Source organism: Streptomyces sp. NPDC001709 (genome assembly GCF_053596375.1).
This window is the reverse complement of sequence record NZ_JBSFGB010000009.1, coordinates 177937-199130: the sequence shown is the minus strand read 5'-3', so window position 1 is coordinate 199130 and position 21194 is coordinate 177937. Positions and strand designations below refer to the sequence as shown.

Sequence of the window (21194 nt, the reverse complement as noted above, 5' to 3'; positions counted from 1 at the left end):
AGATCACGTCACGTACGCTCGACACATGGTTGAGCATCGAATGGTTGACGTGAACGGCATTCGGCTGCACATCGCCGAGCAGGGCGACGGCCCCCTCGTGGTGCTCCTGCACGGCTTCCCCGAGTCATGGCACTCCTGGCACCACCAGTTCGGCCCACTGGCCGCCGCGGGCTTCCGAGTCGTCGCGCCCGACCAGCGTGGATACGGCCGCAGCGACCGTCCCGAGGCCGTCGACGCCTACACCATCCTCCACCTGGTCGGCGATGTCGTCGCACTGGTCCAGGCTCTGGGCGAGGAGCAGGCGTACGTCGTCGGGCACGACTGGGGCGCGCCGGTCGCCTGGCACACCGCCCTGCTGCGTCCGGACGTGGTGCGCGCGGTGGCCGGCCTGAGCGTGCCGCCCCCGTTCCGGGGGACACGGCGCCCGCTGGCCGCCATGGACGAGATGTTCGGCGGCCGCTTCTACTGGAACTACTTCAACCGCCCCGGTGTCGCCGACGCCGAGCTCGCGGCGGACACGCGCACCGCCCTGCGGAAGATCTTCTACTGGGGTTCGGGCGACGCCCCCGACGCCGGTGAGGTCCGGCAGCCACTCGTCGACCCCGACCGCGGCTGGCTCGCGGACATGCAGGACCCCGAGGTACTGCCGCAGTGGTTCACCGAGGACGACCTCGACGCGCTCACCGAGAGCTTCTCGCGGGGCTTCACCGGGCCCCTCAACTGGTACCGCAACCTCGACCGCAACTGGGAACTCACCGCCGCGTGGCACGGCGCCCGCGTCACCCCGCCCGCCCTGTACGTCTACGGCGACCGCGACGTCGTCCCCGCCTTCCCCGGCACACCCGAACTCATCGAGGAACTCCCCGACCTGATGCCCAACCTGTGGCGCGAGCCCCTCAAGCTGACGGGCTGCGGCCACTGGACCCAGCAGGAACGCCCGGACGAGGTGAACGCGGCCCTCATCGAATTCCTCAAGGCCCACGGCTGAGCCCGACCCGCCGGAAGCTGATGGGCGCCGATCCGCCGTCGGCCCGCCGATCGGACCGCCCCGAAGGGCCTCGGGGCAGCGGATTCGCGTCGGGCGGGCGATGCTGGTGAGCGAGTACCGCTGCGAGCAGGCGGGGAGGCTCGGCCAGGTGATTGCCGTCAACCCGATGAACAGCGCCTCGGTGCTGGCCGCCTTCGGTGCGCTCGGCGTCCTGGTGGTGATCTTCGCGGAGTCCGCTCTGCTGGTCGTCGGCTTCTTCCTGCCCGGTGACACCCTGCTGTTCCCGGCCGGTGTGCTGTGCGCCGGCACTGCGCACCAGGCGCCCCGGCTGGCCTTGTGGCAGGTGCTGCTGTGCGCGGCCGTCGGGGCGGTGGCCGGGGGGCAGGTCGGGTATCTGATCGGGCGGCGCGGCGGCCGGGCGCTGCTGGCCCGTACCTCCAGCCGGCGGGTGAAGACGTCGGCCGCCCGGGCCGAGCAACTGCTCGCCCGGTACGGCTACGGGAAGGCGCTGGTCATCGGCCGGTTCGTGCCCCTCCTGCGGTCGGTCCTGCACCCCGTGGCGGGCGCGCTCGGCATACCCGTGCGGACCTTCACGCTCTGGCAGACCGTGGGCGGGGTGCTCTGGTCCCAGTCACTGGTCCTCGCCGGCTACAGCCTGGGGGCCTCCGTCCCGCACATCGACGACTACCTGCTGCCGCTGGTGGCCGTGGTCGTCGTGGTGTCGCTCCTGCCCCTGCTGATCGAGGCGCGGCGAAACCGGCGTAGGCGTCACTCCACCGACTGAAGGCGCGCGCCGGGAGCGATCGCCTGCGGCCGGCGTGTACGGCCGTTTCGGCGAACGCCTGCCGGAGTTCCGCGGCGAGCCGGTCGGCGTGGGCCGCGGGCGCACCGCCAGGACGGCCGTCCGTCGCCGAACCGTCCGGGCCGGGCGACGACGCGTTCTGGACGGGTCGGTGACGACCCGTGAGACTGGATCGTCCGACGCTCCGCGCCCCGGCTCTTCAGGACGGTGACCCATGGATGAGGAAACTCCGCGCGTCGAACTCACCCCTCAGGCCGCGGACCTGGTGCGGCGGCTGCACGCCGAGCACGGTCCGCTGATGTTCCACCAGTCCGGCGGCTGCTGCGACGGCAGCGCACCCATGTGCTACCCGGACGGCGAGTTCCGCACCGGCGGCTCGGACGTGCTGCTGGCTGAGCTGACGGTCGACGGCGTGGCCGAGCCCGTCACCTTCTGGATGTCCCGGAGCCAGTACGAGGCGTGGAGCCACACCCAGCTGATCGTGGACGTCGTCCCCGGACGAGGCAGCGGGTTCTCACTGGAAGCGCCCGAGGGGGTGCGTTTCCTCACCCGTTCTCGCGTAGTCGGCGCCTAGTCGGCCCCGCGGTCGCCCCGTTCTGGTCCACTGCCCCTTACAACCCGTACGACAGCCCTTGCGACAGGGACAGTTGACGAGACATCAGGGGGCACGGTGACCAGACGTCACAGGCGTTCGGCAGCGGGCAGAGCGGTTCTCACGGTCGTCACGGCGTTCGGTGTGCTGGCCGGTGCGGCCCTGGCGGGGGCGGCACCGGCCGGTGCCGTACCGGCGGGCAAGCGAATCGCACCGGGGATCACCTACCGGCAGTTCGACGTCGAGGCGGCCGCGGGCCCGGCACACGCCCATCTGCTCACGGTCGACCTGGACAATCCGCACGTTCGCGTGGATCTGCTCCACCCGGGCGCGGTGGCGGCCCGGGACACCGTCTCGGCGATGGCGGACTCGGCCGGAGCGGTCGCGGGGGTCAACGGTGACTTCTTCAACATCACCGAGACCCAGCACCCGGGCGTGGAGGCCACCGGCGCGAGTGTCGGACCGGCGATCGCGGACGGGGAGGTACTCAAGGCGGCGGTGCCGAACGGCCAGCGGTTCGGGCCGTCGCTGCCGCCGGGCACGAGCACGCAGGACGTCTTCGGTGTGGGCACCGACGGGCGGGCCCGCCTGGACCGGCTCTCCCTCGTCGGCGCCGTGACCACACCGGACGGCACGCTCCCGCTCAAGGGCCTCAACCAGTACGCGCTCGCGGAGAACTCCGTCGGCGCCTTCACCTCACGGTGGGGCAGTGCCTCCCGGATGCGTGCCGTGTGCGGCACCGACACCCAGCGGTCGGCGCCGTGCAGCACCGACACCTACGAGGTGAAGGTCCAGGACGGCCGGGTGGTCTCCGCCGCCGACACCCCGGGCAGCGGCTCGATCCCGGCGGGCACCACGGTGCTGGTGGGCCGCGAGGAGGGCGCGCAGCAGCTGCGCAAGCTCTCCCTCGGTGACACGGTGGGCGTGACGCGCAGCCTGGTGGCGGCCTCGTCCACGGTGCCGTACGCGTTCGCGATCGGCGGCTTCCCGGTCCTGAAGGACGGCAAGGCGCTGTCCGGCCTCGACGACGCGACCTCGGCGGTGCGCACGGTCGTGGGCTTCGACGAGGGCGGACGGCAGCTGCTGATCCTGGCGCTGGACGGGGCCGCCGCCTACCGGACCGGTATGACGGTGGCGGAGGAGGCGGACACCATGCGCTCGCTGGGCGCCTCCAATGCCTTCAACCTCGACGGCGGCGGCTCCTCGGAGCTGGTGACCCGCGACGACGGGGCGAGCGCCGTGACGGTCCGCAACCATCCGAGCGGTGGCGCCGAGCGTCCGGTCGCCAACGGCATCGGGGTGTTCTCGGCGGGCTGACCTCAGGGCCGCAGGCTGCTCACCAGGTCGGCGGTCGTGGTGATCCCACTGTGGATGGTGGGCGCCATGCTCGTGCCGGCCAGGAAGAAGCCGAGCAGCACACAGACCACGGCGTGGGAGATCTTCAGCGCGCAGTTGCGAATGAAGATCACGGCCAGGACCAGGAGCAACAGCACCACAGAGATGGGAATGACCACCGGGAACCTCCTCCGCCACGCCCCTTGAGTGGCGTTTCGGCCGCAAGTGTGGCGTAGCGGAGGGTTCGTCCGGGCGGCTGACGTGTCCCCCAAACGTGTGGTGTTACGCGGTGGGGTGGGCGTCCAGGAAGGCCTCCAGGCCTGCCAGGTCGTCGGTGTTGAGGTAGTCGACACCGGCGGCGAGCAGTTCCGTCCACAGGGCGTCGCGGGCCGGGCCCGCGGCGTCCGGGGTGGCCCAGAACCGCACCTGCTGCCCGCGCGCGTGCGCGGCGGCGGTGATGCTCCGCAGCTTCTGCCGCTCGGCGTCCGGGAAGGTGCCCGTACCCGACCAGGTGAAGTTCTGCGTCCAGTTGTCGCTGATCAGCGAGATGAAGGAGGCGGGAGCGGTGCCGGCGAGATCGGTGAGCCGGCCGTCGTAGAAGGCGCGCCGCTCGTCCTGCGCCTCCATGGGGATGCGGGCCGCGCGGTCGCCGGAGATGACGGCGGTGACCGGTCCGGGGTGGATGCGGCCGTGCGCGTACCGGGTGAACAGGTGCGGGTAGCGGCGCAGATGGCGGTCGAGTTCGAGGTACGTCGAGGAACCCTCGGTCTTGATGTCGATCAGGAGCTGCAGCGGTCGGCGCCGGCCCCGGTACACCGCGCCGTGGTTGGCCCTGACCAGGGCGGCGAGCGGGTCGAGGTAGAGGGATTCGAGGGTGCGGGACGGGTCGAGCTCGGAGCTGTCGTGACCGATGAGGAGCTGGTCGGCGACGAGGAAGATGTCGGCCTCGACGCTGCCGAAGCGGTGGTCGAGCGCGTCGAACAGGGGCCGGGGGTGCTCGTAGTCGTTGTGGGCGTGCGCGTTCCACAGCGGGCACGGACCACGCGATTGGCCAACGGCCAGGGCGCGGCTCATGGGCAGGGCGAACGTGCCCGCGAGGGCGGCGCCGAGGGTGGTGAGGGCTCTGCGACGGGTGGTGAGGGCCATGCGCTGCCTCCCTTGGGGTGCCGGATGGGACCGAAGGGAGTATGCGTGGCCGCACCAGCGAAGAGACCTTGTCGCGCGGGGAGTTGGCGCGTTGTTCACTTCTGCGGAGGCGGAACGCGGCGAAGCCCGCCCCAGGTGGGGCGGGCTTCACCCGGGTTGCGTCAGGGTGCCTGGAGGTCGACCAGTTCGGCCAGTGCCTCCCGGTGGGCGCCCGCCGTGCCGTAGGCGATCGAGTCGGCCTTGGCCCGCTTCAGATACAGGTGGATCGGGTGTTCCCAGGTCATCCCGATGCCGCCGTGCAGCTGCAGCGCCTCCTCGGCGGCGTGGACGGCCACGGGCGCCGCGTAGGCCTGCGCGACGGCGACCGAGACGTCCGTGTCCTCGCCGGAGGCCAGCGCGTCGGCGGCAGCCCGGGCGGCGGCGCGGAGGTTCACGACCTCCAGCCACAGCTGGGCCAGCCGGTGCTTGAGCGCCTGGAAGCCGCCGACCGGGCGGTTGAACTGCTTGCGCTCCTTCAGATAGCGGACCGTCTCGGTCAACGCCCAGTCGGCGACGCCGAGTTGCTCGGAGGCGAGCAGTCCGGCGGCGGCACGCAGGGCACGCCGTACGGCGGGTTCCGCGTCGCCGAGACGGCGGCCGGGGGCACCCTCCAGCCGTACCGTCGCCAGCGGCCGGGTCAGGTCCAGTGAGGTCTGCGGGGTGACCGTCACGGCGTCCGCGGCCACGGCGTACAGGCCGCCGTCGTCGGCCGGGACGAGCAGGACGTCGGCGACGGCCGCGTCCGCGATCCCGGTCAACTCACCGTGGAGAACACCGCTCTCGTGCCGTACGGCCTTGAAGGCGGCTCCCGGAGCGGTGTGCAGGCCGACCGCGAGGGCGCCGATGGTCCGGCCGGAGGCCAGCCGGCCCAGCAGCTCCTCGTCCGAGCAAGCCAGCAGGGCCTCGGTGGCGACGACGGCGCTGGTGAGGTACGGCACGGGAGCGACCGCGCGCCCCAACTCCTCCAGGACGACGGCGACTTCGCGGTGCGTGGCCCCCTGGCCGCCCTGCGCCTCGGGCACCAGCAGGCCCGCGAGGCCCATGCCGTCGGCGAGCGCCTTCCAGGCCGCGAGGTCGTGCGGGGCGTCGGACTCGGCGCGCGCGATGACACCGGGCGCGTCGCAGTGGTCCGTGAGCAGGTCGCGGACGGCGGCCCGGAGCGCCTCTTCCTCCTCCGAGTACAGCAGGTCGGACTGTGTGCGCTGCGTTGTCATCGGGCGAGGTCCTTCCACGCGACGTCCTTGTCGGTGCGCGGCTCGGCGGGCAGGCCGAGGACCCGCTCAGCGACGATGTTCAGCAGGACCTCGGTGGTCCCGCCCTCGATGCTGTTGCCCTTGGAGCGCAGATAGCGGTAGCCGGCGTCGCGGCCGGTGAAGTCGACCAGCTCGGGGCGGCGCATGGTCCAGTCGTCGTACAACAGGCCCTCCTCGCCGCGGAGTTCCACCTCCAGGCCGCTGATCTCCTGGTTCAGGCGGGCGAAGGCGAGCTTCATGCCGGCGCCCTCGGGGCCGGGCTGTCCGGCGACGAGCTGCTGGCGCAGGCGTTCGGCGGTGAGGCGGGAGACCTCGGCCTCGACCCACAGCTTCAGCAGCCGCTGGTGCAGCTCGTGGGTGCGCAGCTCGGGGCGTTCGCGCCAGGTCTTGGCGACCGGGCCGATCATGCCGCCCTCGCGGGGCAGCCGCATGCCGCCGATGGCGACGCGCTCGTTGTTGAGCGTGGTCTGCGCGACCCGCCAGCCGTCACCGATCTCGCCGAGGCGGCGGGAGTCGGGGATGCGGACGTCCGTGAGGAAGACCTCGTTGAACTCGGCCTCGCCGGTGATCTGGCGCAGTGGCCGGACCTCGACGCCCGGGTCGGTCATGTCGCAGACGAAGTAGGTGATGCCCGCGTGCTTGGGCACGTCCGGGTCGGTGCGGGCGATGAGGATGGCCCAGCGGGCGTTGTGGGCGCCGGACGTCCACACCTTCTGCCCGTTGACCAGCCAGGTGTCGCCCTCCCGTACGGCCCGGGTGCCGAGCGCGGCGAGGTCGGAGCCGGCACCGGGCTCGCTGAACAGCTGGCACCAGACCTCCTCCCCCGTCCACAGCGGCCGCAGAAAGCACTGCTTCTGCTCCTCCGTGCCGTACTTCAGGATGGTCGGCGCGGCCATGCCGAGTCCGATGCCGTTGCGGCGCGCGTCGTTGTCGGGGGCGCCCGCGGCCTCCAGTTCGGCGTCCACGACGGCCTGGAGGTGGCGCGGGGCGCCCAGTCCGCCGAGGCCCTCCGGGTAGTGCACCCAGGCGAGGCCGGCGTCGAAGCGGGCCCTGAGGAAGTCCAGGCGGTCGGTGCTCGCCGGGGGATGCCAGGTCAGCAACTCCCGTGTGCGGCGGCGCAGTTCTTCGGCGTCGGTCATGCTGCCTCCTCCATCACGACGGCGATCCGGCCGGTGGACCGGCCGTCCGCCACCTTCTGCACGGCCACGGCGGCCTCGCCGAGCGGCACCCGCTCGCTCACCAGCGGCTTGATCGCGCCCCGGGCGGCCAGTTCGGTCAGTTCCTCGTGGCAGCGCAGGATGAGCTTCGGGTTCTTGGTGGCGTACAGGCCCCAGTGCAGGCCGAGGATCGAGTAGTTCTTCACCAGCGCGTGGTTGAGGGCCGGGCTGGGGATGGTGCCGCTCGCGAAGCCGACGACGACGATCCGGCCCTCGAAGGCGACGAGCTTGGCGGACTGGGCGTAGGCCTCGCCGCCGACGGGGTCGTAGATCACATCGGCGCCGCGTCCGCCGGTGGCCTCCTTCACGGCCGCGATCACGTCCTCGGTGCGGCGGTCGACCACCACGTCACAGCCCAGCTCGCGGGCCACGGCGACCTTGTCCGGGCCGCCGACGACACCGATCACGGTGGCGCCGGCCGCCTTGCCGAGCTGGACGGCGGCGCTGCCGACCCCGCCGGCGGCGGCGTGCACGAGCAGGGTCTCCCCCGCCTCCAGGCGGGCCCGGCGGTGCAGGCCGAACCAGCCGGTCTGGTAGCCGATGTGCAGCGCGGCGGCCTCGGCGTCGTCCAGCGCCTCGGGCGCGGGCAGCAGGGCGCGGGCGTCGGCGAGGGCGTACTCGGCGAAGCCGCCGTACGGGAGCGCGGGGTTGGCGATCACGCGGCGGCCGTCCTCGGTCTCGCCGCAGATCTCCACGCCCGGCGTGAACGGCAGCGGCGGGCGTACCTGGTACTGCCCGCGGCACAGCAGCGCGTCCGGGAAGTTGATGTTGGCGGCGCGCACCCGCAGCAGCACCTGGCCGTCACCGGGCGTGGGCCGCTCCACCTCCGCCAGGCGCATCACCTCGCTCGGCTCGCCGTTCTCGTGCACTTGCCATGCCTGCATGCGGGGCCTCCACGGGACTGCTTCGTCTGACCGGGTCCGACGGCATACTAAGCGGTCGCTTGCCGATCAGGGAACAGTCGGCCGCGTCATGTGCCAGTCGCGCGCGTCACTCACGCTTCGGCCGGGCCCGTACGTGCATCCGCTCCCCCTGCGGCCCGAACAGGCTCAGAAACTCCACCGGCCCCTCTCCGGTCGAGCCGAACCAGTGCGGCACGCGCGTGTCGAACTCGGCGGCCTCCCCCGCCGTCAGCACCACGTCGTGCTCGCCGAGGACCAGCCGCAGCCGGCCCGAGAGCACGTACAGCCACTCGTAGCCCTCATGGGTGCGCGGGTCCGGTTCGAGCCTGCGCTGCGGTTCCAGCACTTTGTAGGCCTGCAGGCCGCCGGGCTGCCGGGTCAGCGGCCAGTGGGTGCGCCCGCCCCGCACGATCGGCTTGGACCGCACCCGCGGGTCCCCCACCGGGGGCGCGCCGACCAGTTCGTCCAGCGGCACCTGATGGGCCTGGGCGATCGGCAGCAGCAGTTCGAGGCCGGGTTTGCGCAGACCGGACTCCAGCCGGGAGAGGGTGCTCACGGAGATCCCGGTCGCCTCGGACAGTGCCGCCAGGGTCACCTCCCGCTCCTTGCGGATGCGCCGCAGCCGCGGTCCCACGTCCGCCAGTACGTCGTCTGTGCTCATGACCGCTATTGCAGGATCGGCAAGTGGGTTTGTCAATCCCGCAGCCATCGAGCGACGGTCGCGTCATGACCGAGTACGACAGCTGCGAAGTGGTCGTCGTGGGACCATGGCCGCATGCTGCTGACCCGGCTCGCCCAGGTGTCCCGGGAGGTGGCCGCGACGGCGGCCCGGTCCCGCAAGACGGCGCTGCTCGCGGAGCTGTTCCGGGACGCGGAGGCGGACGACGTGCCGATCGTCATCCCGTATCTGGCCGGGCGGCTGCCGCAGGGACGGCTGGGCGTCGGCTGGAAGGTGCTGAGCCGCCCGGTGCCGCCGGCCACCGGGTCCACCCTCACCGTCCGGGAGGTCGACGCCCTGCTCACCGACCTGGGCAAGGTGTCCGGGCCGGGTTCGCAGGCGGAGCGGGCCCGGCTCGTCGGCGAGCTGATGGGCGCCGCCACCGAGGAGGAGCAGCGTTTCCTGCGCGGTCTGCTCACGGGCGAGGTCAGACAGGGCGCGCTGGACGCGGTCGCGGTGGAGGGCCTCGCCCGGGCGACCGGCGCGGACCCGGCCGCCGTACGACGGGCGGTGATGCTCGCCGGGTCGCTCCAGACGGTCGCCCAGGCCCTGCTCGCCGAGGGGCCGGGGGCGCTGGACCGGTTCCGGCTCACCGTGGGCCGTCCGGTGCTGCCGATGCTGGCGCACAGCGCGTCCTCGGTCGCCGAGGCGGTGGAGAAGCTGGGCGCCTGCGCGGTGGAGGAGAAGCTGGACGGCATCCGGGTGCAGGTCCACCGGGACGGCGACACGGTCCGGGTACACACCCGCACGCTGGACGACATCACCGACCGGCTGCCCGAAGTGACCTGTGCCGCACGGGAGTTGAGGGGTGAGCGGTTCATCCTGGACGGGGAGGTGATCTCCTTCGACGCGGCCGGGCGGCCCCGGTCCTTCCAGGAGACGGCGGGCCGGGTCGGCTCCCGCACGGACGTGGCGAAGGCCGCCGGGGAGGTCCCGGTCTCTCCCGTCTTCTTCGACGCCCTGTCGGTCGACGGCACCGATCTGCTCGACCTGCCCTTCACGGAGCGGCACGCGGAGCTGGCCCGGCTGGTGCCCGAGCCGATGCGGGTGCGCCGGACGGTCGTCTCCGGGCCCGGGAACCTCACGGAGGCGGAACGGTTCCTCGCCGAGACCCTGAGCCGCGGGCACGAGGGTGTGGTGGTCAAGGCGCTGGACGCGCCCTACAGTGCGGGCCGGCGCGGCGCCTCCTGGCTGAAGGTCAAGCCCGTCCACACCCTCGACCTGGTCGTGCTGGCCGCCGAGTGGGGCCACGGCCGGCGCACGGGCAGGCTCTCCAACCTCCACCTCGGCGCCCGCGACCCCGACGGCGGCTTCGCCATGCTGGGCAAGACCTTCAAGGGCATGACCGATGCGATGCTCGCCTGGCAGACCGAGCGGCTCCAGGAGCTGGCGGTCGAGGACGACGGCTGGGTGGTCCGGGTCCGGCCCGAACTCGTCGTGGAGATCGCCTACGACGGTCTCCAGCGCTCCTCCCGCTACCCGGCCGGCGTCACCCTCCGTTTCGCCCGCGTGGTCCGCTACCGCGAGGACAAACGCCCCGAGGAGGCCGATACGGTGGAGGCCCTGCTGGCGGCCCATCCGGAGGTCAAGCCGTGACGGTGCGTGCGACCAAGCGCAGCGCGGGACTGCTGGTGTTCCGGCACACCGATGAGGGCCTGGAGGTATTGCTCGGCCATATGGGTGGTCCGCTCTGGGCGAAGAAGGACGCGGGGGCGTGGACCGTCCCCAAGGGTGAGTACGAGTCCGACGAGCCCGCCTGGGAGGCGGCGCGGCGCGAGTTCCGGGAGGAACTGGGGCTGGCGCCGCCCGACGGGGAGGCCGTACCGCTGGGCGAGGTCACGCAGCGGAACGGCAAGATCGTCACGGTGTGGGCGGTGGAGGCGGACCTGGATCTGGCGGGATTCGCCCCCGGCAGCTTCACCATGCAGTGGCCGCCGCGGTCCGGCCGGCTCCAGGAGTTCCCGGAGCTGGACCGCGTGGAGTGGCTCGGTCTGGACCGCGCCCGTGAGCTGATCATCACGGCACAGACCGCGTTTCTCGACCGGCTGGTGGAGCACTCGGCCTGAAGGGACGCCACGCGTTGCGTACGGCCGTACCGCGCGCGAAGGTCGAATCAAGCCCGCTCCCAGGGAGGTCAGCCATGCCCATCGCGACGGTGAACCCGGCGAACGGCGAGACGCTCAAGACGTACGAGCCCATGGGCGAGGAGGAGCTGGAACGCCGGCTCCAGCTCGCCGAGGCCACGTTCCGCACCTACCGGGCGACCTCGTTCGTCGACCGCGGCCGGCTGCTGCTGAAGGCCGCCGATCTGCTGGACGAGGACCGGCGGGAGATCGGCCGTGTGATGACCACGGAGATGGGCAAGCCGATCAAGCAGGCCTGGGCGGAGGCCGCGAAGTGTGCCAAGGCGATGCGCTGGTACGCCGAGCACGCGGAGGCACTGCTGGCCGACGAGGAGCCCGCCGAGGCGGACGTACGGGACTCCGGCGCCTCCCGGGTACGCGTGCGCTACCGGCCGCTCGGCCCCGTGCTGGCGGTCATGCCGTGGAACTTCCCGCTCTGGCAGGTGATCCGCTTCGCCGCGCCCGCACTGATGGCGGGCAACGTGGGCCTGCTCAAGCACGCCTCCAACGTCCCCCAGACGGCCCTGTATCTGGAGGATCTGTTCCACCGGGCGGGCTTCACGGAGGGCTGTTTCCAGACGCTGCTGATCGGCTCGGGCGCGGTGGACGACATCCTGCGCGACGAGCGGGTGAAGGCGGCGACGCTCACCGGCAGTGAGCCGGCGGGCCGGGCGGTGGCCGCCACCTGCGGCGAGATGATCAAGAAGACGGTCCTGGAGCTGGGCGGCAGCGACCCGTACGTCGTCATGCCCTCCGCCGACCTGGACCGGGCGGCCGAGGTCGCGGTCACCGCGCGCGTGCAGAACAACGGGCAGTCCTGCATCGCCGCGAAGCGGTTCATCGTGCACACCGACGTCTACGACGCCTTCGCCGAGAAGTTCGTCGCCGGGATGGAGGCGCTCAAGGTCGGCGACCCGCTGGAGGAGGACACCGAGGTCGGGCCGCTCTCCAGCGAGCAGGGGCGCAGCGACCTGGAGGAGCTGGTCGACGACGCGCGGCGCAGCGGCGCCGAGGTGCTGTGCGGGGGCCGTCGGCCGGACGGGCCGGGCTGGTACTACCTGCCGACCGTGCTGGCCGGCATCACCCGGGAGATGCGGATCCACCGGGAGGAGGCGTTCGGGCCGGTCGCCACAATGTACCGGGCCGGCGACCCGGACGAGGCGCTGCTCATCGCCAACGACTCGCCGTTCGGGCTGAGCTCCAATGTGTGGACGCGGGACGAGAGCGAGGTGGAGCGGTTCGCCCGCGATCTGGAGGCCGGATCCGTGTACGTCAACGGGATGACCGCCTCCCATCCGGCGTTCCCGTTCGGCGGGGTCAAGCGGTCCGGGTACGGGCGTGAGCTGTCCGGGCACGGAATCCGCGAGTTCTGCAACATCACCACGGTTTGGCAGGGTGCGTGAGCGCTGCGCGGCTAGCATCCGGTTTGTGAACGGCGAAGTGACTCTGCCTCTGATCGTGGACGACCGTGGGTCCTTGCAGGTGGCCGCGGCCGATGTGAGTAAGTTGCTGCGGACCGTGGGGGCGCGGTGGCTGCGGCTTGTCGAGGCCGGGGAGCAGGGGTTGGACGAGGATACGGTCGCGGCTTTGACCATCGAGCTGGCCAAGCTGGCGGATCGTATCGACGTGGCTTGTATCGCGCACAGCAGTGGGGCGCCCTAGGTCCGCCTCGCGACCGTGCTCCAGAACATCCCCTCGTATGTCTGAAGCAGGCTTCCGTAGGTGTGTGCGTTGTTGGTGTCCAAGGTGCCCGTGTCCAGGGCTGCCTGTACCGCTGTCGCCGCCTGTTCGTCCAGGTCGGGGGAGGGTTCCGCGAAGAAGTCGAAGAACGCGCAGGACTCGTCCGTGAAGCCGTAGTGGGTGCGCAGGGCTGTCGCGATGCGGGCGCAGTAGCCGCCCCAGGCCGAGAAGTTCGCCGTGAGGGCCAGGACGACGTCCGCCGGGGAGGCGTTGAGGGCCAGCCAGGAGACGTAGGCGGGGTAGGCCTGGCAGCCGGCCAGGGGGACGTACGTCCGTGCGTGCTCGTCGGTCACGCCGCAGGCCCGGGCGAAGGCGGTCAGGTGCCGTGCCGCCAGTTCCTCGCCCGTGGCGAGCGTGGTGAAGAAGGCCGCGGGGGCGGGGTCGGCGCGCTGGGCCAGGTGGTGGAAGGCGCGGCGGTCGGCGGGGATCACCCACTGCTGTTCCAGGGCGAGGCGGGCCAGGTTCTCAGGGGGCGCCTCGCCGCTTTCCGTCAGCGGGACGAAGGGGTTGGCCCCCGGGTCCGGGGCGAGTGCCCTGGTGGTCGTCTGCAGCAGGTCCTCGGCCGTGGCCGTCATGGTGTCCTCCCTCGCGGACGTGCGGCTTCTCCTCCGACCCTGACACGGGGTCCCCGGTCTGGAGTAGTCCGGCGCGAGATCGTCGCCGGGACGGGTGATCGTGGGTGAACCACCTCCTGAGGTGAACGACCATCTGACCGGTGGGCGCAAGCCTTCCGGAAGGCTGAAAGCAGGCACGGTTCATGGCGACTTTGTGCAGACCCTCGGTATCGGTTCCGGAACACGTGATCACGATGGAGGAGACGCTGGAGCTGGCGCGCTCCCGCCACGCGGACCACCCCCAACTGCCGCTCGCGCTGCGGCTGATCGCGAACACGGGCGTCAAGACCAGGCACATAGTGCAGCCCATCGCGGAGACCCTCGAGCACCCCGGCTTCGAGGAACGCAACAAGCTCTACGAGGCCGAGGCCAAGGCCCGGGTCCCCTCGGTCATACAGCGGGCGCTCGACGACGCGGAACTCCTCACCACCGACATCGACGTGATCATCTACGTCTCGTGCACGGGCTTCATGATGCCCTCGCTCACGGCGTGGCTGATCAACGAGATGGACTTCGACTCCACGACCCGGCAACTCCCCATAGCCCAGCTGGGCTGTGCGGCCGGTGGAGCGGCGATCAACCGCGCGCACGACTTCTGCACGGCCTACCCCGAGGCCAACGCACTGATCGTGGCCTGCGAGTTCTGCTCGCTGTGCTACCAGCCCACCGACCTCGGCGTCGGCTCGCTGCTCTCCAACGGCCTGTTCGGTGACGGCATAGCCGCCGCCGTGGTCCGCGGCAAGGGCGGCACCGGCATCGAGCTGGAACGCAACGGCTCGTACCTGATCCCGAAGACCGAGGAGTGGATCATGTACGACGTCCGGGCGACCGGATTCCACTTCCTGCTCGACAAGCGGGTGCCCGCCACCATGGAGCCGCTGGCCCCGGCACTGCAGGACCTCGCGGGCATGCACGGCTGGGACGCGTCCGACCTGGACTTCTACATCGTCCACGCCGGCGGACCCCGCATCCTCGACGACCTGAGCAAGTTCCTCCAGGTCGACCCGCACGCCTTCCGGTTCAGCCGGGCCACCCTCACCGAGTACGGCAACATCGCGTCCGGCGTCGTGCTGGACGCCCTGCGCCGGATGTTCGACGAGGGCGGCGCCGAGCACCGGGCGCGCGGGCTCCTCGCCGGGTTCGGACCCGGCATCACCGCGGAAATGGCGCTGGGCCGCTGGCGCAGCTGAGACCGAGAGACGGCTTGAGTACCGCATGACCGAAGAGACGCTCACCGAGACCCTGCCCCCGATCCGGCACTGGCCGGCGCTCGACCTGACCGGGACGGACTTCGACCCGGTGCTGAGAGAGCTGATGCGCGAAGGACCGGTCACCCGCATCCAGCTGCCCAACGGCGAGGGCTGGGCCTGGCTGGTGACCCGGATGGACGACGTGCGCATGGTGACCAACGACCCGCGCTTCAGCCGGGAGGAGGTCATGAAGAAGCCGGTCACCCGGCTGGCCCCGCACTTCATTCCGGACCCGGGCGCGGTCGGCTTCCTCGACCCGCCCGACCACACCCGGCTGCGCCGCTCGGTGGCGGCCGCGTTCACCGCGAAGGGTGTGGAGCGGGTGCGCGAGAAGTCGCGGGCCATGCTGGACGAGCTGGTCGACGAGCTCCTGCAGGACGGCCCGCCCGCCGATCTCACGGCCACGATCCTGAGCCCGTTCCCGATCGCGGTGATCTGCGAAATGATGGGCGTCCCGGCCGCCGACCGGCACACCATGCACACCTGGACCCAGCTCATCCTGTCCTCCTCGAACGGCAAGGCGGTCAGCGAGAAGGCCAAGCGGGAGATGGCCGCCTACTTCTCCGATCTGATCGCCCTGCGCGAGAACAGCACGGCCGAGGACGTCACCTCGCTGCTCGGCGCCGCGGTGGGCCGGGGCGAGGTCACCCTGGAGGAGGCCGTCGGACTGGCCGGTCTCCTCCAGATCGGCGGCGAGGCGGTCACCAACAACAGCGGGCAGATGTTCTATCTGCTGCTGACCCGTCCCGACCTGGTGGAGCGGCTGCGCGCGGAACCGGAGATCCGCCCGAAGGCGATCGACGAGCTCCTGCGCTGGATCCCGCACCGCAGCGCGGTCGGCCTGTCCCGGATCGCCCTGGAGGACGTGGTGATCCGGGGCGTGCGGATCCGCGCGGGCGACGCGGTGTACAACTCCTACCTGGCCGCCAACCGCGATCCGGAGGTCTTCCCCGACCCCGAGACGATCGACTTCTCCCGCAGCCCGAACCCCCATGTGTCCTTCGGTTTCGGCCCGCACTTCTGCCCCGGCAACATGCTGGCCCGGCTGGAGGAGGAACTCATGGTGGACGCCCTGCTGGACCGGGTGCCGGGGCTGCGTCTGGCCGTACCGCCGGAGCGGGTGCCCTTCAAGAAGGGCGCGCTGATCCGGGGTCCCGAGGCCCTTCCGGTGACCTGGTGAACGGCCCATGACGGAGACCGAGGGACTGTACGTACCGCCGGGCCACGGCCGTGTCGTGGAGACACCGGCCCAGCGGGTGACGTTCAAGGTCACCGGCACGCACTCGCGGATGGCCTCCACCTTCGAGGTGGAGGTCCCGCCGGGCTTCGACGTGGGCGCCCATGTGCACACGCGCAGCGAGGAGTTGTTCTACGTCCTGGAGGGCGAACTGGACGTACTCGCCTTCGAGCCGCTCGTCCGCACCCCCGACACCTGGCAGAGGTGGGAGTCGAGTTCGGGCAGCAGGGTGGTCCGGGCCACCCCGGGCACGGTGATCGTCGTACCCCCGGGGTGCCCGCACGCGTTCGCGAACCCGACGGACACGCCCGCGAAGATGTTCTTCCAGGCGAGTCCGCCGCCGGATCACGAACGCTACTTCGAGGAACTGCTGGAGATCCTGGGCAGCGGGGGCCCTCCGGACCAGGAGGCGATCGAGGCGCTGAGGGCCAAGTACGACATCGAGCAGCTGACGCCGCTCAAGCATCGTTAGCGCAGGGGCATGCCCGACAGGGTGCGGGAGATCACCAGCCGCTGGATCTCGCTGGTTCCCTCGAAGATCGTGTAGATAGCGGCGTCGCGGTGCATGCGCTCGACGGGATACTCCCTGGTGTAGCCGTTGCCGCCGAGGATCTGGATCGCCTGAGCCGTGACCTGCTTGGCCGTCTCGCTGGCGAACAGCTTCGACATGGACCCCTCGGCGGCGGTGAACGGCTTGCCGTTGATCGCCATCCAGGACGCCCGCCACACCAGCAGCCGGGCGGCGTCGATCTGCGTGCGCATGTCCGCCAGTTGGAAGGCCACACCCTGGTTGTCGATGATCGGCCGCCCGAACTGCTCGCGGGTCTTGGCGTAGTCGAGGGCGACCTCGTACGCGGCCCGGGCCGTGCCCACGGCCATCGCACCGACCGCCGGCCGCGAGGCCTCGAACGTCGCCATCGCCGCGTTCTTCACCCGGTCCCCGGCGGAGGCCTTCGCCTTCTCACGGGCGCGGGCCAGCCGCTCGTCCAGCTTCTCCTTGCCGCCGAGCAGGCAGGAACCGGGAACGCGGACGTTGTCGAGGATGACCTCGGCGGTGTGCGAGGCACGAATCCCGTGCTTCTTGAACTTCTGGCCCTGGGCCAGGCCCGGCGTACCCGGCGGCACGATGAAGGAGGCGTGCCCCTTGGAGCCCAGCTCCGGGTCGACGGCGGCGACGACGACGTGGACGTTCGCGATGCCGCCGTTGGTCGCCCAGGTCTTCGTGCCGTTGATCACCCACTCGTCCTTCGCCTCGTCGTACACGGCACGGGTACGCATGGAGGCGACGTCGGAGCCGGCGTCGGGCTCGGAGGAGCAGAACGCGGCGACCTTGACGTCGTTCTGGTCGCCGTACATCTGCGGGATCCAGGTGCCGATCTGTTCCTCGGTTCCGTTGGCGAGAACGCCGACGGCGGCCAGGCCGGTGCCCACAATGGACAGGGCGATGCCCGCGTCACCCCAGAACAGCTCCTCCATGGCCATCGCGATGCCGAGGCCGGTGGGGTCGAAGTACTGCTGCGCGTAGAAATCGAGGGAGTAGATGCCGACCTTCGCGGCCTCCTGGATGACCGGCCAGGGAGTCTCCTCGCGCTCGTCCCATTCGGCGGCCGCGGGACGGATCACGTCGGCGGCGAAGCCATGGAGCCAGTCCCGGACTTCCCTCTGTTCGTCGTTGAGCTCCATGGTGAACTCGGCCATGTCCCCTCCAGCGGCGGCGGTACGGTGTTACTAGCGGTAACCCGAGTCTGTTACCGGTGGGTAGGAAAAGTCAACCGCCGATGACGCCCCGGCATCCCGTTCGATGTCAGGGGCACAGTCAGTGTTAGTTTGCCCAGGCGTCACCGAATCAGCACGGGTGGGGAGAGCACATGGACACCACACAGCGGACCGATCAGCAGCGGTCCGCCGACCGCCGACGGCGCGAGCTGCTGGAGGCCGCCGACCGGGTGGTGCTGCGCGACGGCCCGCAGGCGTCGATGAACGCGATCGCCGCGGAAGCCGGCATCACGAAGCCGATCCTCTACCGCCACTTCGGCGACAAGGGCGGCCTTTACGCCGCTTTGGCCAAGCGGCACACGGATGCGCTCCTCGATTCGCTGCGGGCGGCACTGGACGCTCCGGCCGATCGGCGGGAGCGGGTCGAGTCGACACTGGACACGTATCTCGCCGCGATCGAGGCACGGCCCCAGGTGTACCGGTTCCTGATGCATCCGGCGGAGGGCAGCGCGGGCGCCGACCAGGGTTTCGACGTCGGCAAGCACTCGGCTCCGCTGCTTCGGCGGATGGGCGAGGAGCTGGCTCAGGTCATCGAGGAGCGGGTGGATCTCGGACCGGGCAGTCAGCAGCTCGCGCGGGTGTGGGGGCATGGGATCGTCGGGATGATGCATGCGGCCGGGGACTGGTGGCTGGGCGAACGTCCTTGCTCCCGCGCCGAGTTGGTGCGGTCTCTGGCAGACCTGCTGTGGGGCCGTCTCGCGGCCGCGGGGGACAGAATGGGCGGTCCGGGGTTCTGACGGCCGGTTTCCGCTCGGCCCCCTCAGGCGGGACCGGTCGCCCGGCGCCAGGAAGCCCGCTTGACCTGGCCGGCCAGTCTGCGCTTGCGCCACCCCGTGAGGTGGTCCGCGTAGACCCGGCCCTCCAGGTGGTCGTACTCGTGCTGCAAGCACCTCGCGAAGAATCCCGTGCCGTGCACGGTGACCGGCTCCCCCACCATCGTCACACCCTCGATCACCGCATGGTCGTAGCGCTCCGTCCCCGCCTCCAGCCCCGGCAGGGACAGGCAGCCCTCCGGGCCGCGGATGACCACGCCGTCCGCCTCCATCAGGCGGGGGTTCACCACATGTCCGAGATGCCGCACATCGTCGTCATCCGGACAGTCATAGACGAAAACACGCAGCGGCACCCCGATCTGATTCGCCGCCAGCCCCACCCCCTGCGCCGCGTACATGGTCGCGAACAAGTCCTCCACGAGGTCTGCCACTTCGGGGCCGAAGTCGGTGACCTCCGCGCAGGGCTCGTGCAGAGCGGTGTCTCCGAGCAGGGAAAGGGGCCGGACTCGCCCGTGGGCGCCCGGGATCGTGCCGTGTCGCATAGCGGCAAGGGTACGGTTCCTTCAGCTGATGCCCGCCGCACAGGCGTGGGCCGGGATTCGGGTGTGCGAATGGATCTCGATAGGCTGAGGACCACACCACGTTGCCGGATGGCCCCAGGCGCGGCGCGTACGCAAGGAGGATCGAGAACTGATGGCAGGCAACTCGGACCCGCTCACGCCGCGGGCCAAGCTGGCCGTGACCGCCGGCAAGGCGGTCGCTGCGGCATCTCGTGCCGCTGGGCGCGGCAGCGGGTCGGTGATCGGTGGCCGGGTCGCGCTGAAACTCGACCCCGACCTGCTCGCCCGGCTCGCGCAGAACCTGGACGTCGTCCTGGTGTCGGCGACCAACGGCAAGACCACGACCACCCGGCTCATCGCGGAGGCACTGCGCGCCGCGGGCCCGGTGGTGTCGAACGCGCTCGGCGCCAACATGCCGGCCGGTATCACCTCCGCGCTCGCGGGCGGCTCGGACGCGAAGTTCGGCGTCATCGAGGTCGACGAGAAGTACCTGGCGGGAGTGGCCCGGGACACGGACCCCAAGTGCATCGCCCTGCTCAACCTCTCCCGTGACCAGCTCGACCGCGCCGCCGAGACCCGGATGCTCGCCGAGAACTGGCGCGAGGGTCTGGCGGGCTCCAAGTCCGTCGTCGTCGCCAACTGCGACGACCCGCTGGTGGTGTGGGCCGCCTCCTCCTCCCCGAATGTGATCTGGGTCGCGGCCGGGCAGATGTGGAAGGACGACGCCTGGTCCTGCCCGTCCTGCGGTGGCGTGATGCAGCGCCCCGGCGACGACTGGTACTGCGGCGAGTGCGGCTTCCGCCGGCCCCAGCCGACCTGGGCGCTGTCCGGGGACCACGTGCTGGACCCGCACGGGTCGGCCTGGCCCATTCATCTGCAGCTCCCGGGCCGTGCGAACAAGGCGAACGCCGCCTCCTCGGCCGCCGTCGCGGCCGTCTTCGGGGTGCCGCCGCAGGTCGCCCTGGAGCGGATGTACCAGGTGCAGGCCGTGGCCGGACGGTACGACGTCGTGCAGTTCCAGAACCGTGATCTGCGGTTGCTGCTGGCCAAGAACCCGGCCGGCTGGCTGGAGACGTTCTCCCTGATCGACCCGCCGCCCGCCCCAGTGATCCTTTCCGTGAACGCGCGCGGCGCCGACGGTACCGACACCTCCTGGCTGTGGGACGTCGACTACACCCGGCTGACCGGCCACCCGATCTTCGTGATCGGCGACCGGAAGCTGGACCTCGCCGTCCGTCTGGAGGTCGCGAACCAGCACTTCCAGGTCTGCGAGAACCTCGACCAGGCCGTACAGATGTGCCCGCCGGGCCGGATCGAGGTCATCGCGAACTACACCGCGTTCCAGGACCTGCGCCGCCGCGTCGGCAACTGATCTTCGAAGGGCGATCACCTCATGAGCGACAACCAACTGCGGCTGGTGTGGATCTACCCGGACCTGCTGAGCACCTACGGTGACCAGGGCAACGCCCTCGTCGTGGAGCGCCGGGCCCGGCAGCGCGGCCTGGACGTGGCCCGGCTCGACGTGCGCAGCGACCAGCCGATCCCGACCTCCGGCGACATCTATCTGATCGGCGGCGGCGAGGACCGTCCGCAGCGGCTCGCGGCCGAGCGGCTGCGCCGGGACGGACATCTGCAGCGGGCGGTGCAGAACGGCGCGATCGTGTTCTCCGTCTGCGCCGGCTACCAGATCCTCGGCCACGAGTTCATCAACGACCTCGGCCAGCGCGAGCCCGGCCTCGGCCTGATCGATGTGGTCTCGGTGCGCGGCGAGGGCGAGCGGTGCGTCGGTGACGTGCTCGCCGACATCGACCCGCAGCTCGGCCTGCCCCAGCTGACCGGCTTCGAGAACCACCAGGGCGTCACCCACCTCGGTCCGACGGCCCGCCCGTTCGCCCAGGTGAAGATCGGCAAGGGCAACGGCACCGGGGACGGCACGGAGGGCGCGTACAACGGCACCGTCTTCGGTACGTACATGCACGGTCCGGTCCTCGCCCGCAACCCGCAGATCGCCGACCTGCTGCTGAAGCTGGCGCTCGACGTCAACGCGCTGCCGCCGGTCGACGACCGCTGGTACGAGGCACTTCGCGACGAGCGCATCGCCGCAGCTCAGCAGCCTGCCTAGGGTGCCT

The 21194-nt window shown here is 71.1% G+C and carries 23 protein-coding genes; 14 read left to right on the top strand and 9 right to left on the bottom strand.

What is annotated here, in order from left to right:
• Positions 1–25: 25 nt before the first annotated feature.
• The 4 genes from ACWC0C_RS16845 (at position 26) to ACWC0C_RS16830 (ending at position 3699) form a co-directional block, all read left to right on the top strand.
• Positions 26–988, top strand: a complete 963-nt coding sequence (locus tag ACWC0C_RS16845) for an alpha/beta fold hydrolase (protein WP_450864638.1) — start codon at positions 26–28, stop codon at positions 986–988.
• Positions 989–1136: 148 nt separating this feature from the next.
• The gene (locus ACWC0C_RS16840; RefSeq protein WP_449195563.1) at positions 1137–1772 is read left to right on the top strand and encodes a DedA family protein; all 636 of its coding nucleotides are present in this window, start codon (positions 1137–1139) and stop codon (positions 1770–1772) included.
• 232 nt (positions 1773–2004) lie between these two features.
• Positions 2005–2364: a DUF779 domain-containing protein gene (locus ACWC0C_RS16835; RefSeq protein ID WP_450864637.1), complete on the top strand. Its 360-nt coding sequence runs from the start codon at positions 2005–2007 to the stop codon at positions 2362–2364.
• Between the two features lie 96 nt (positions 2365–2460).
• Entirely contained in the window at positions 2461–3699 is a 1239-nt protein-coding gene (locus ACWC0C_RS16830; RefSeq protein ID WP_450864636.1) for a phosphodiester glycosidase family protein, read from the top strand.
• Positions 3700–3701: 2 nt separating this feature from the next.
• Here ACWC0C_RS16830 and ACWC0C_RS16825 read toward each other — a convergent pair whose 3' ends face one another.
• From ACWC0C_RS16825 to ACWC0C_RS16800, 6 genes are all read right to left on the bottom strand, one after another.
• A complete protein-coding gene (locus tag ACWC0C_RS16825; protein WP_449195493.1) occupies positions 3702–3896 on the bottom strand; it encodes a hypothetical protein in 195 nt (64 codons plus the stop codon).
• A 103-nt stretch (positions 3897–3999) separates the two neighbouring features.
• The gene (locus ACWC0C_RS16820) at positions 4000–4863 is read right to left on the bottom strand and encodes a phosphatidylinositol-specific phospholipase C/glycerophosphodiester phosphodiesterase family protein (RefSeq protein ID WP_449195492.1); all 864 of its coding nucleotides are present in this window, start codon (positions 4861–4863) and stop codon (positions 4000–4002) included.
• Positions 4864–5024: 161 nt separating this feature from the next.
• Positions 5025–6116 carry an acyl-CoA dehydrogenase family protein gene (locus ACWC0C_RS16815; RefSeq protein ID WP_450864635.1) on the bottom strand — a complete coding sequence of 364 codons (1092 nt, stop codon included), beginning with the start codon at positions 6114–6116 and terminating at the stop codon, positions 5025–5027.
• Positions 6113–7294 carry an acyl-CoA dehydrogenase family protein gene (locus ACWC0C_RS16810; RefSeq protein ID WP_450864634.1) on the bottom strand — a complete coding sequence of 394 codons (1182 nt, stop codon included), beginning with the start codon at positions 7292–7294 and terminating at the stop codon, positions 6113–6115. Before ACWC0C_RS16810 ends, ACWC0C_RS16815 begins: the two co-directional genes overlap by 4 nt.
• Positions 7291–8256, bottom strand: a complete 966-nt coding sequence (locus ACWC0C_RS16805) for an NADPH:quinone oxidoreductase family protein (RefSeq protein WP_450864633.1) — start codon at positions 8254–8256, stop codon at positions 7291–7293. Before ACWC0C_RS16805 ends, ACWC0C_RS16810 begins: the two co-directional genes overlap by 4 nt.
• 106 nt (positions 8257–8362) lie before the next feature.
• A complete protein-coding gene (locus ACWC0C_RS16800) occupies positions 8363–8935 on the bottom strand; it encodes a helix-turn-helix domain-containing protein (RefSeq protein WP_449195488.1) in 573 nt (190 codons plus the stop codon).
• 114 nt (positions 8936–9049) lie between these two features.
• Here ACWC0C_RS16800 and ACWC0C_RS16795 point away from each other — a divergent pair, with 114 nt between their 5' ends.
• The 4 genes from ACWC0C_RS16795 (at position 9050) to ACWC0C_RS16780 (ending at position 12777) form a co-directional block, all read left to right on the top strand.
• A complete protein-coding gene (locus tag ACWC0C_RS16795; protein ID WP_450864632.1) occupies positions 9050–10588 on the top strand; it encodes an ATP-dependent DNA ligase in 1539 nt (512 codons plus the stop codon).
• On the top strand, positions 10585–11058 hold the full coding sequence (locus ACWC0C_RS16790; RefSeq protein ID WP_449195486.1) for an NUDIX domain-containing protein: 474 nt from the start codon (positions 10585–10587) through the stop codon (positions 11056–11058). The genes ACWC0C_RS16795 and ACWC0C_RS16790 overlap by 4 nt, the downstream gene beginning before the upstream one ends.
• Positions 11059–11132: 74 nt before the next feature.
• Positions 11133–12518, top strand: coding sequence for an NADP-dependent succinic semialdehyde dehydrogenase (locus ACWC0C_RS16785; RefSeq protein ID WP_450864631.1), 1386 nt, complete (start codon positions 11133–11135; stop codon positions 12516–12518).
• Between the two features lie 25 nt (positions 12519–12543).
• Positions 12544–12777, top strand: coding sequence for a DUF6213 family protein (locus ACWC0C_RS16780; RefSeq protein WP_449195484.1), 234 nt, complete (start codon positions 12544–12546; stop codon positions 12775–12777).
• On the opposite strand, the gene ACWC0C_RS16775 is transcribed toward ACWC0C_RS16780, so the two are convergent.
• Complete coding sequence (locus ACWC0C_RS16775; RefSeq protein WP_450864630.1) at positions 12774–13430, bottom strand: thiaminase II/PqqC family protein; 657 nt, start codon at positions 13428–13430, stop codon at positions 12774–12776. The two genes, ACWC0C_RS16780 and ACWC0C_RS16775, sit on opposite strands and share 4 nt — an antisense overlap.
• 182 nt (positions 13431–13612) lie before the next feature.
• On the opposite strand from ACWC0C_RS16775, the gene ACWC0C_RS16770 reads away from it, so the two are divergent.
• The 3 genes from ACWC0C_RS16770 to ACWC0C_RS16760 are packed head-to-tail and all read left to right on the top strand — an operon-like array spanning position 13613 to position 16428.
• The gene (locus ACWC0C_RS16770; protein WP_449195482.1) at positions 13613–14659 is read left to right on the top strand and encodes a type III polyketide synthase; all 1047 of its coding nucleotides are present in this window, start codon (positions 13613–13615) and stop codon (positions 14657–14659) included.
• A gap of 25 nt (positions 14660–14684) precedes the next feature.
• Positions 14685–15899, top strand: coding sequence for a cytochrome P450 (locus ACWC0C_RS16765; protein ID WP_449195481.1), 1215 nt, complete (start codon positions 14685–14687; stop codon positions 15897–15899).
• A 7-nt stretch (positions 15900–15906) separates the two neighbouring features.
• Entirely contained in the window at positions 15907–16428 is a 522-nt protein-coding gene (locus ACWC0C_RS16760; RefSeq protein ID WP_449195480.1) for a cupin domain-containing protein, read from the top strand.
• Here the strand turns inward: ACWC0C_RS16760 and ACWC0C_RS16755 are convergent.
• On the bottom strand, positions 16425–17654 hold the full coding sequence (locus ACWC0C_RS16755) for an acyl-CoA dehydrogenase family protein (protein ID WP_450864629.1): 1230 nt from the start codon (positions 17652–17654) through the stop codon (positions 16425–16427). The genes ACWC0C_RS16760 and ACWC0C_RS16755 overlap by 4 nt on opposite strands.
• A 170-nt stretch (positions 17655–17824) precedes the next feature.
• Here ACWC0C_RS16755 and ACWC0C_RS16750 point away from each other — a divergent pair, with 170 nt between their 5' ends.
• Positions 17825–18469 carry a TetR family transcriptional regulator gene (locus ACWC0C_RS16750; protein ID WP_449195478.1) on the top strand — a complete coding sequence of 215 codons (645 nt, stop codon included), beginning with the start codon at positions 17825–17827 and terminating at the stop codon, positions 18467–18469.
• A 23-nt stretch (positions 18470–18492) separates the two neighbouring features.
• Here the strand turns inward: ACWC0C_RS16750 and def are convergent, their stop codons facing one another.
• Positions 18493–19047, bottom strand: a complete 555-nt coding sequence (gene def / locus ACWC0C_RS16745) for a peptide deformylase (RefSeq protein WP_450864628.1) — start codon at positions 19045–19047, stop codon at positions 18493–18495.
• Positions 19048–19198: 151 nt separating this feature from the next.
• Between def and ACWC0C_RS16740 the strand changes: the two genes are divergently transcribed.
• Both ACWC0C_RS16740 and ACWC0C_RS16735 read left to right on the top strand, forming a co-directional pair.
• Positions 19199–20437 carry a MurT ligase domain-containing protein gene (locus ACWC0C_RS16740; RefSeq protein ID WP_449195476.1) on the top strand — a complete coding sequence of 413 codons (1239 nt, stop codon included), beginning with the start codon at positions 19199–19201 and terminating at the stop codon, positions 20435–20437.
• A 21-nt stretch (positions 20438–20458) separates the two neighbouring features.
• Positions 20459–21187: a type 1 glutamine amidotransferase gene (locus ACWC0C_RS16735; protein ID WP_449195475.1), complete on the top strand. Its 729-nt coding sequence runs from the start codon at positions 20459–20461 to the stop codon at positions 21185–21187.
• Positions 21188–21194 lie beyond the last annotated feature (7 nt).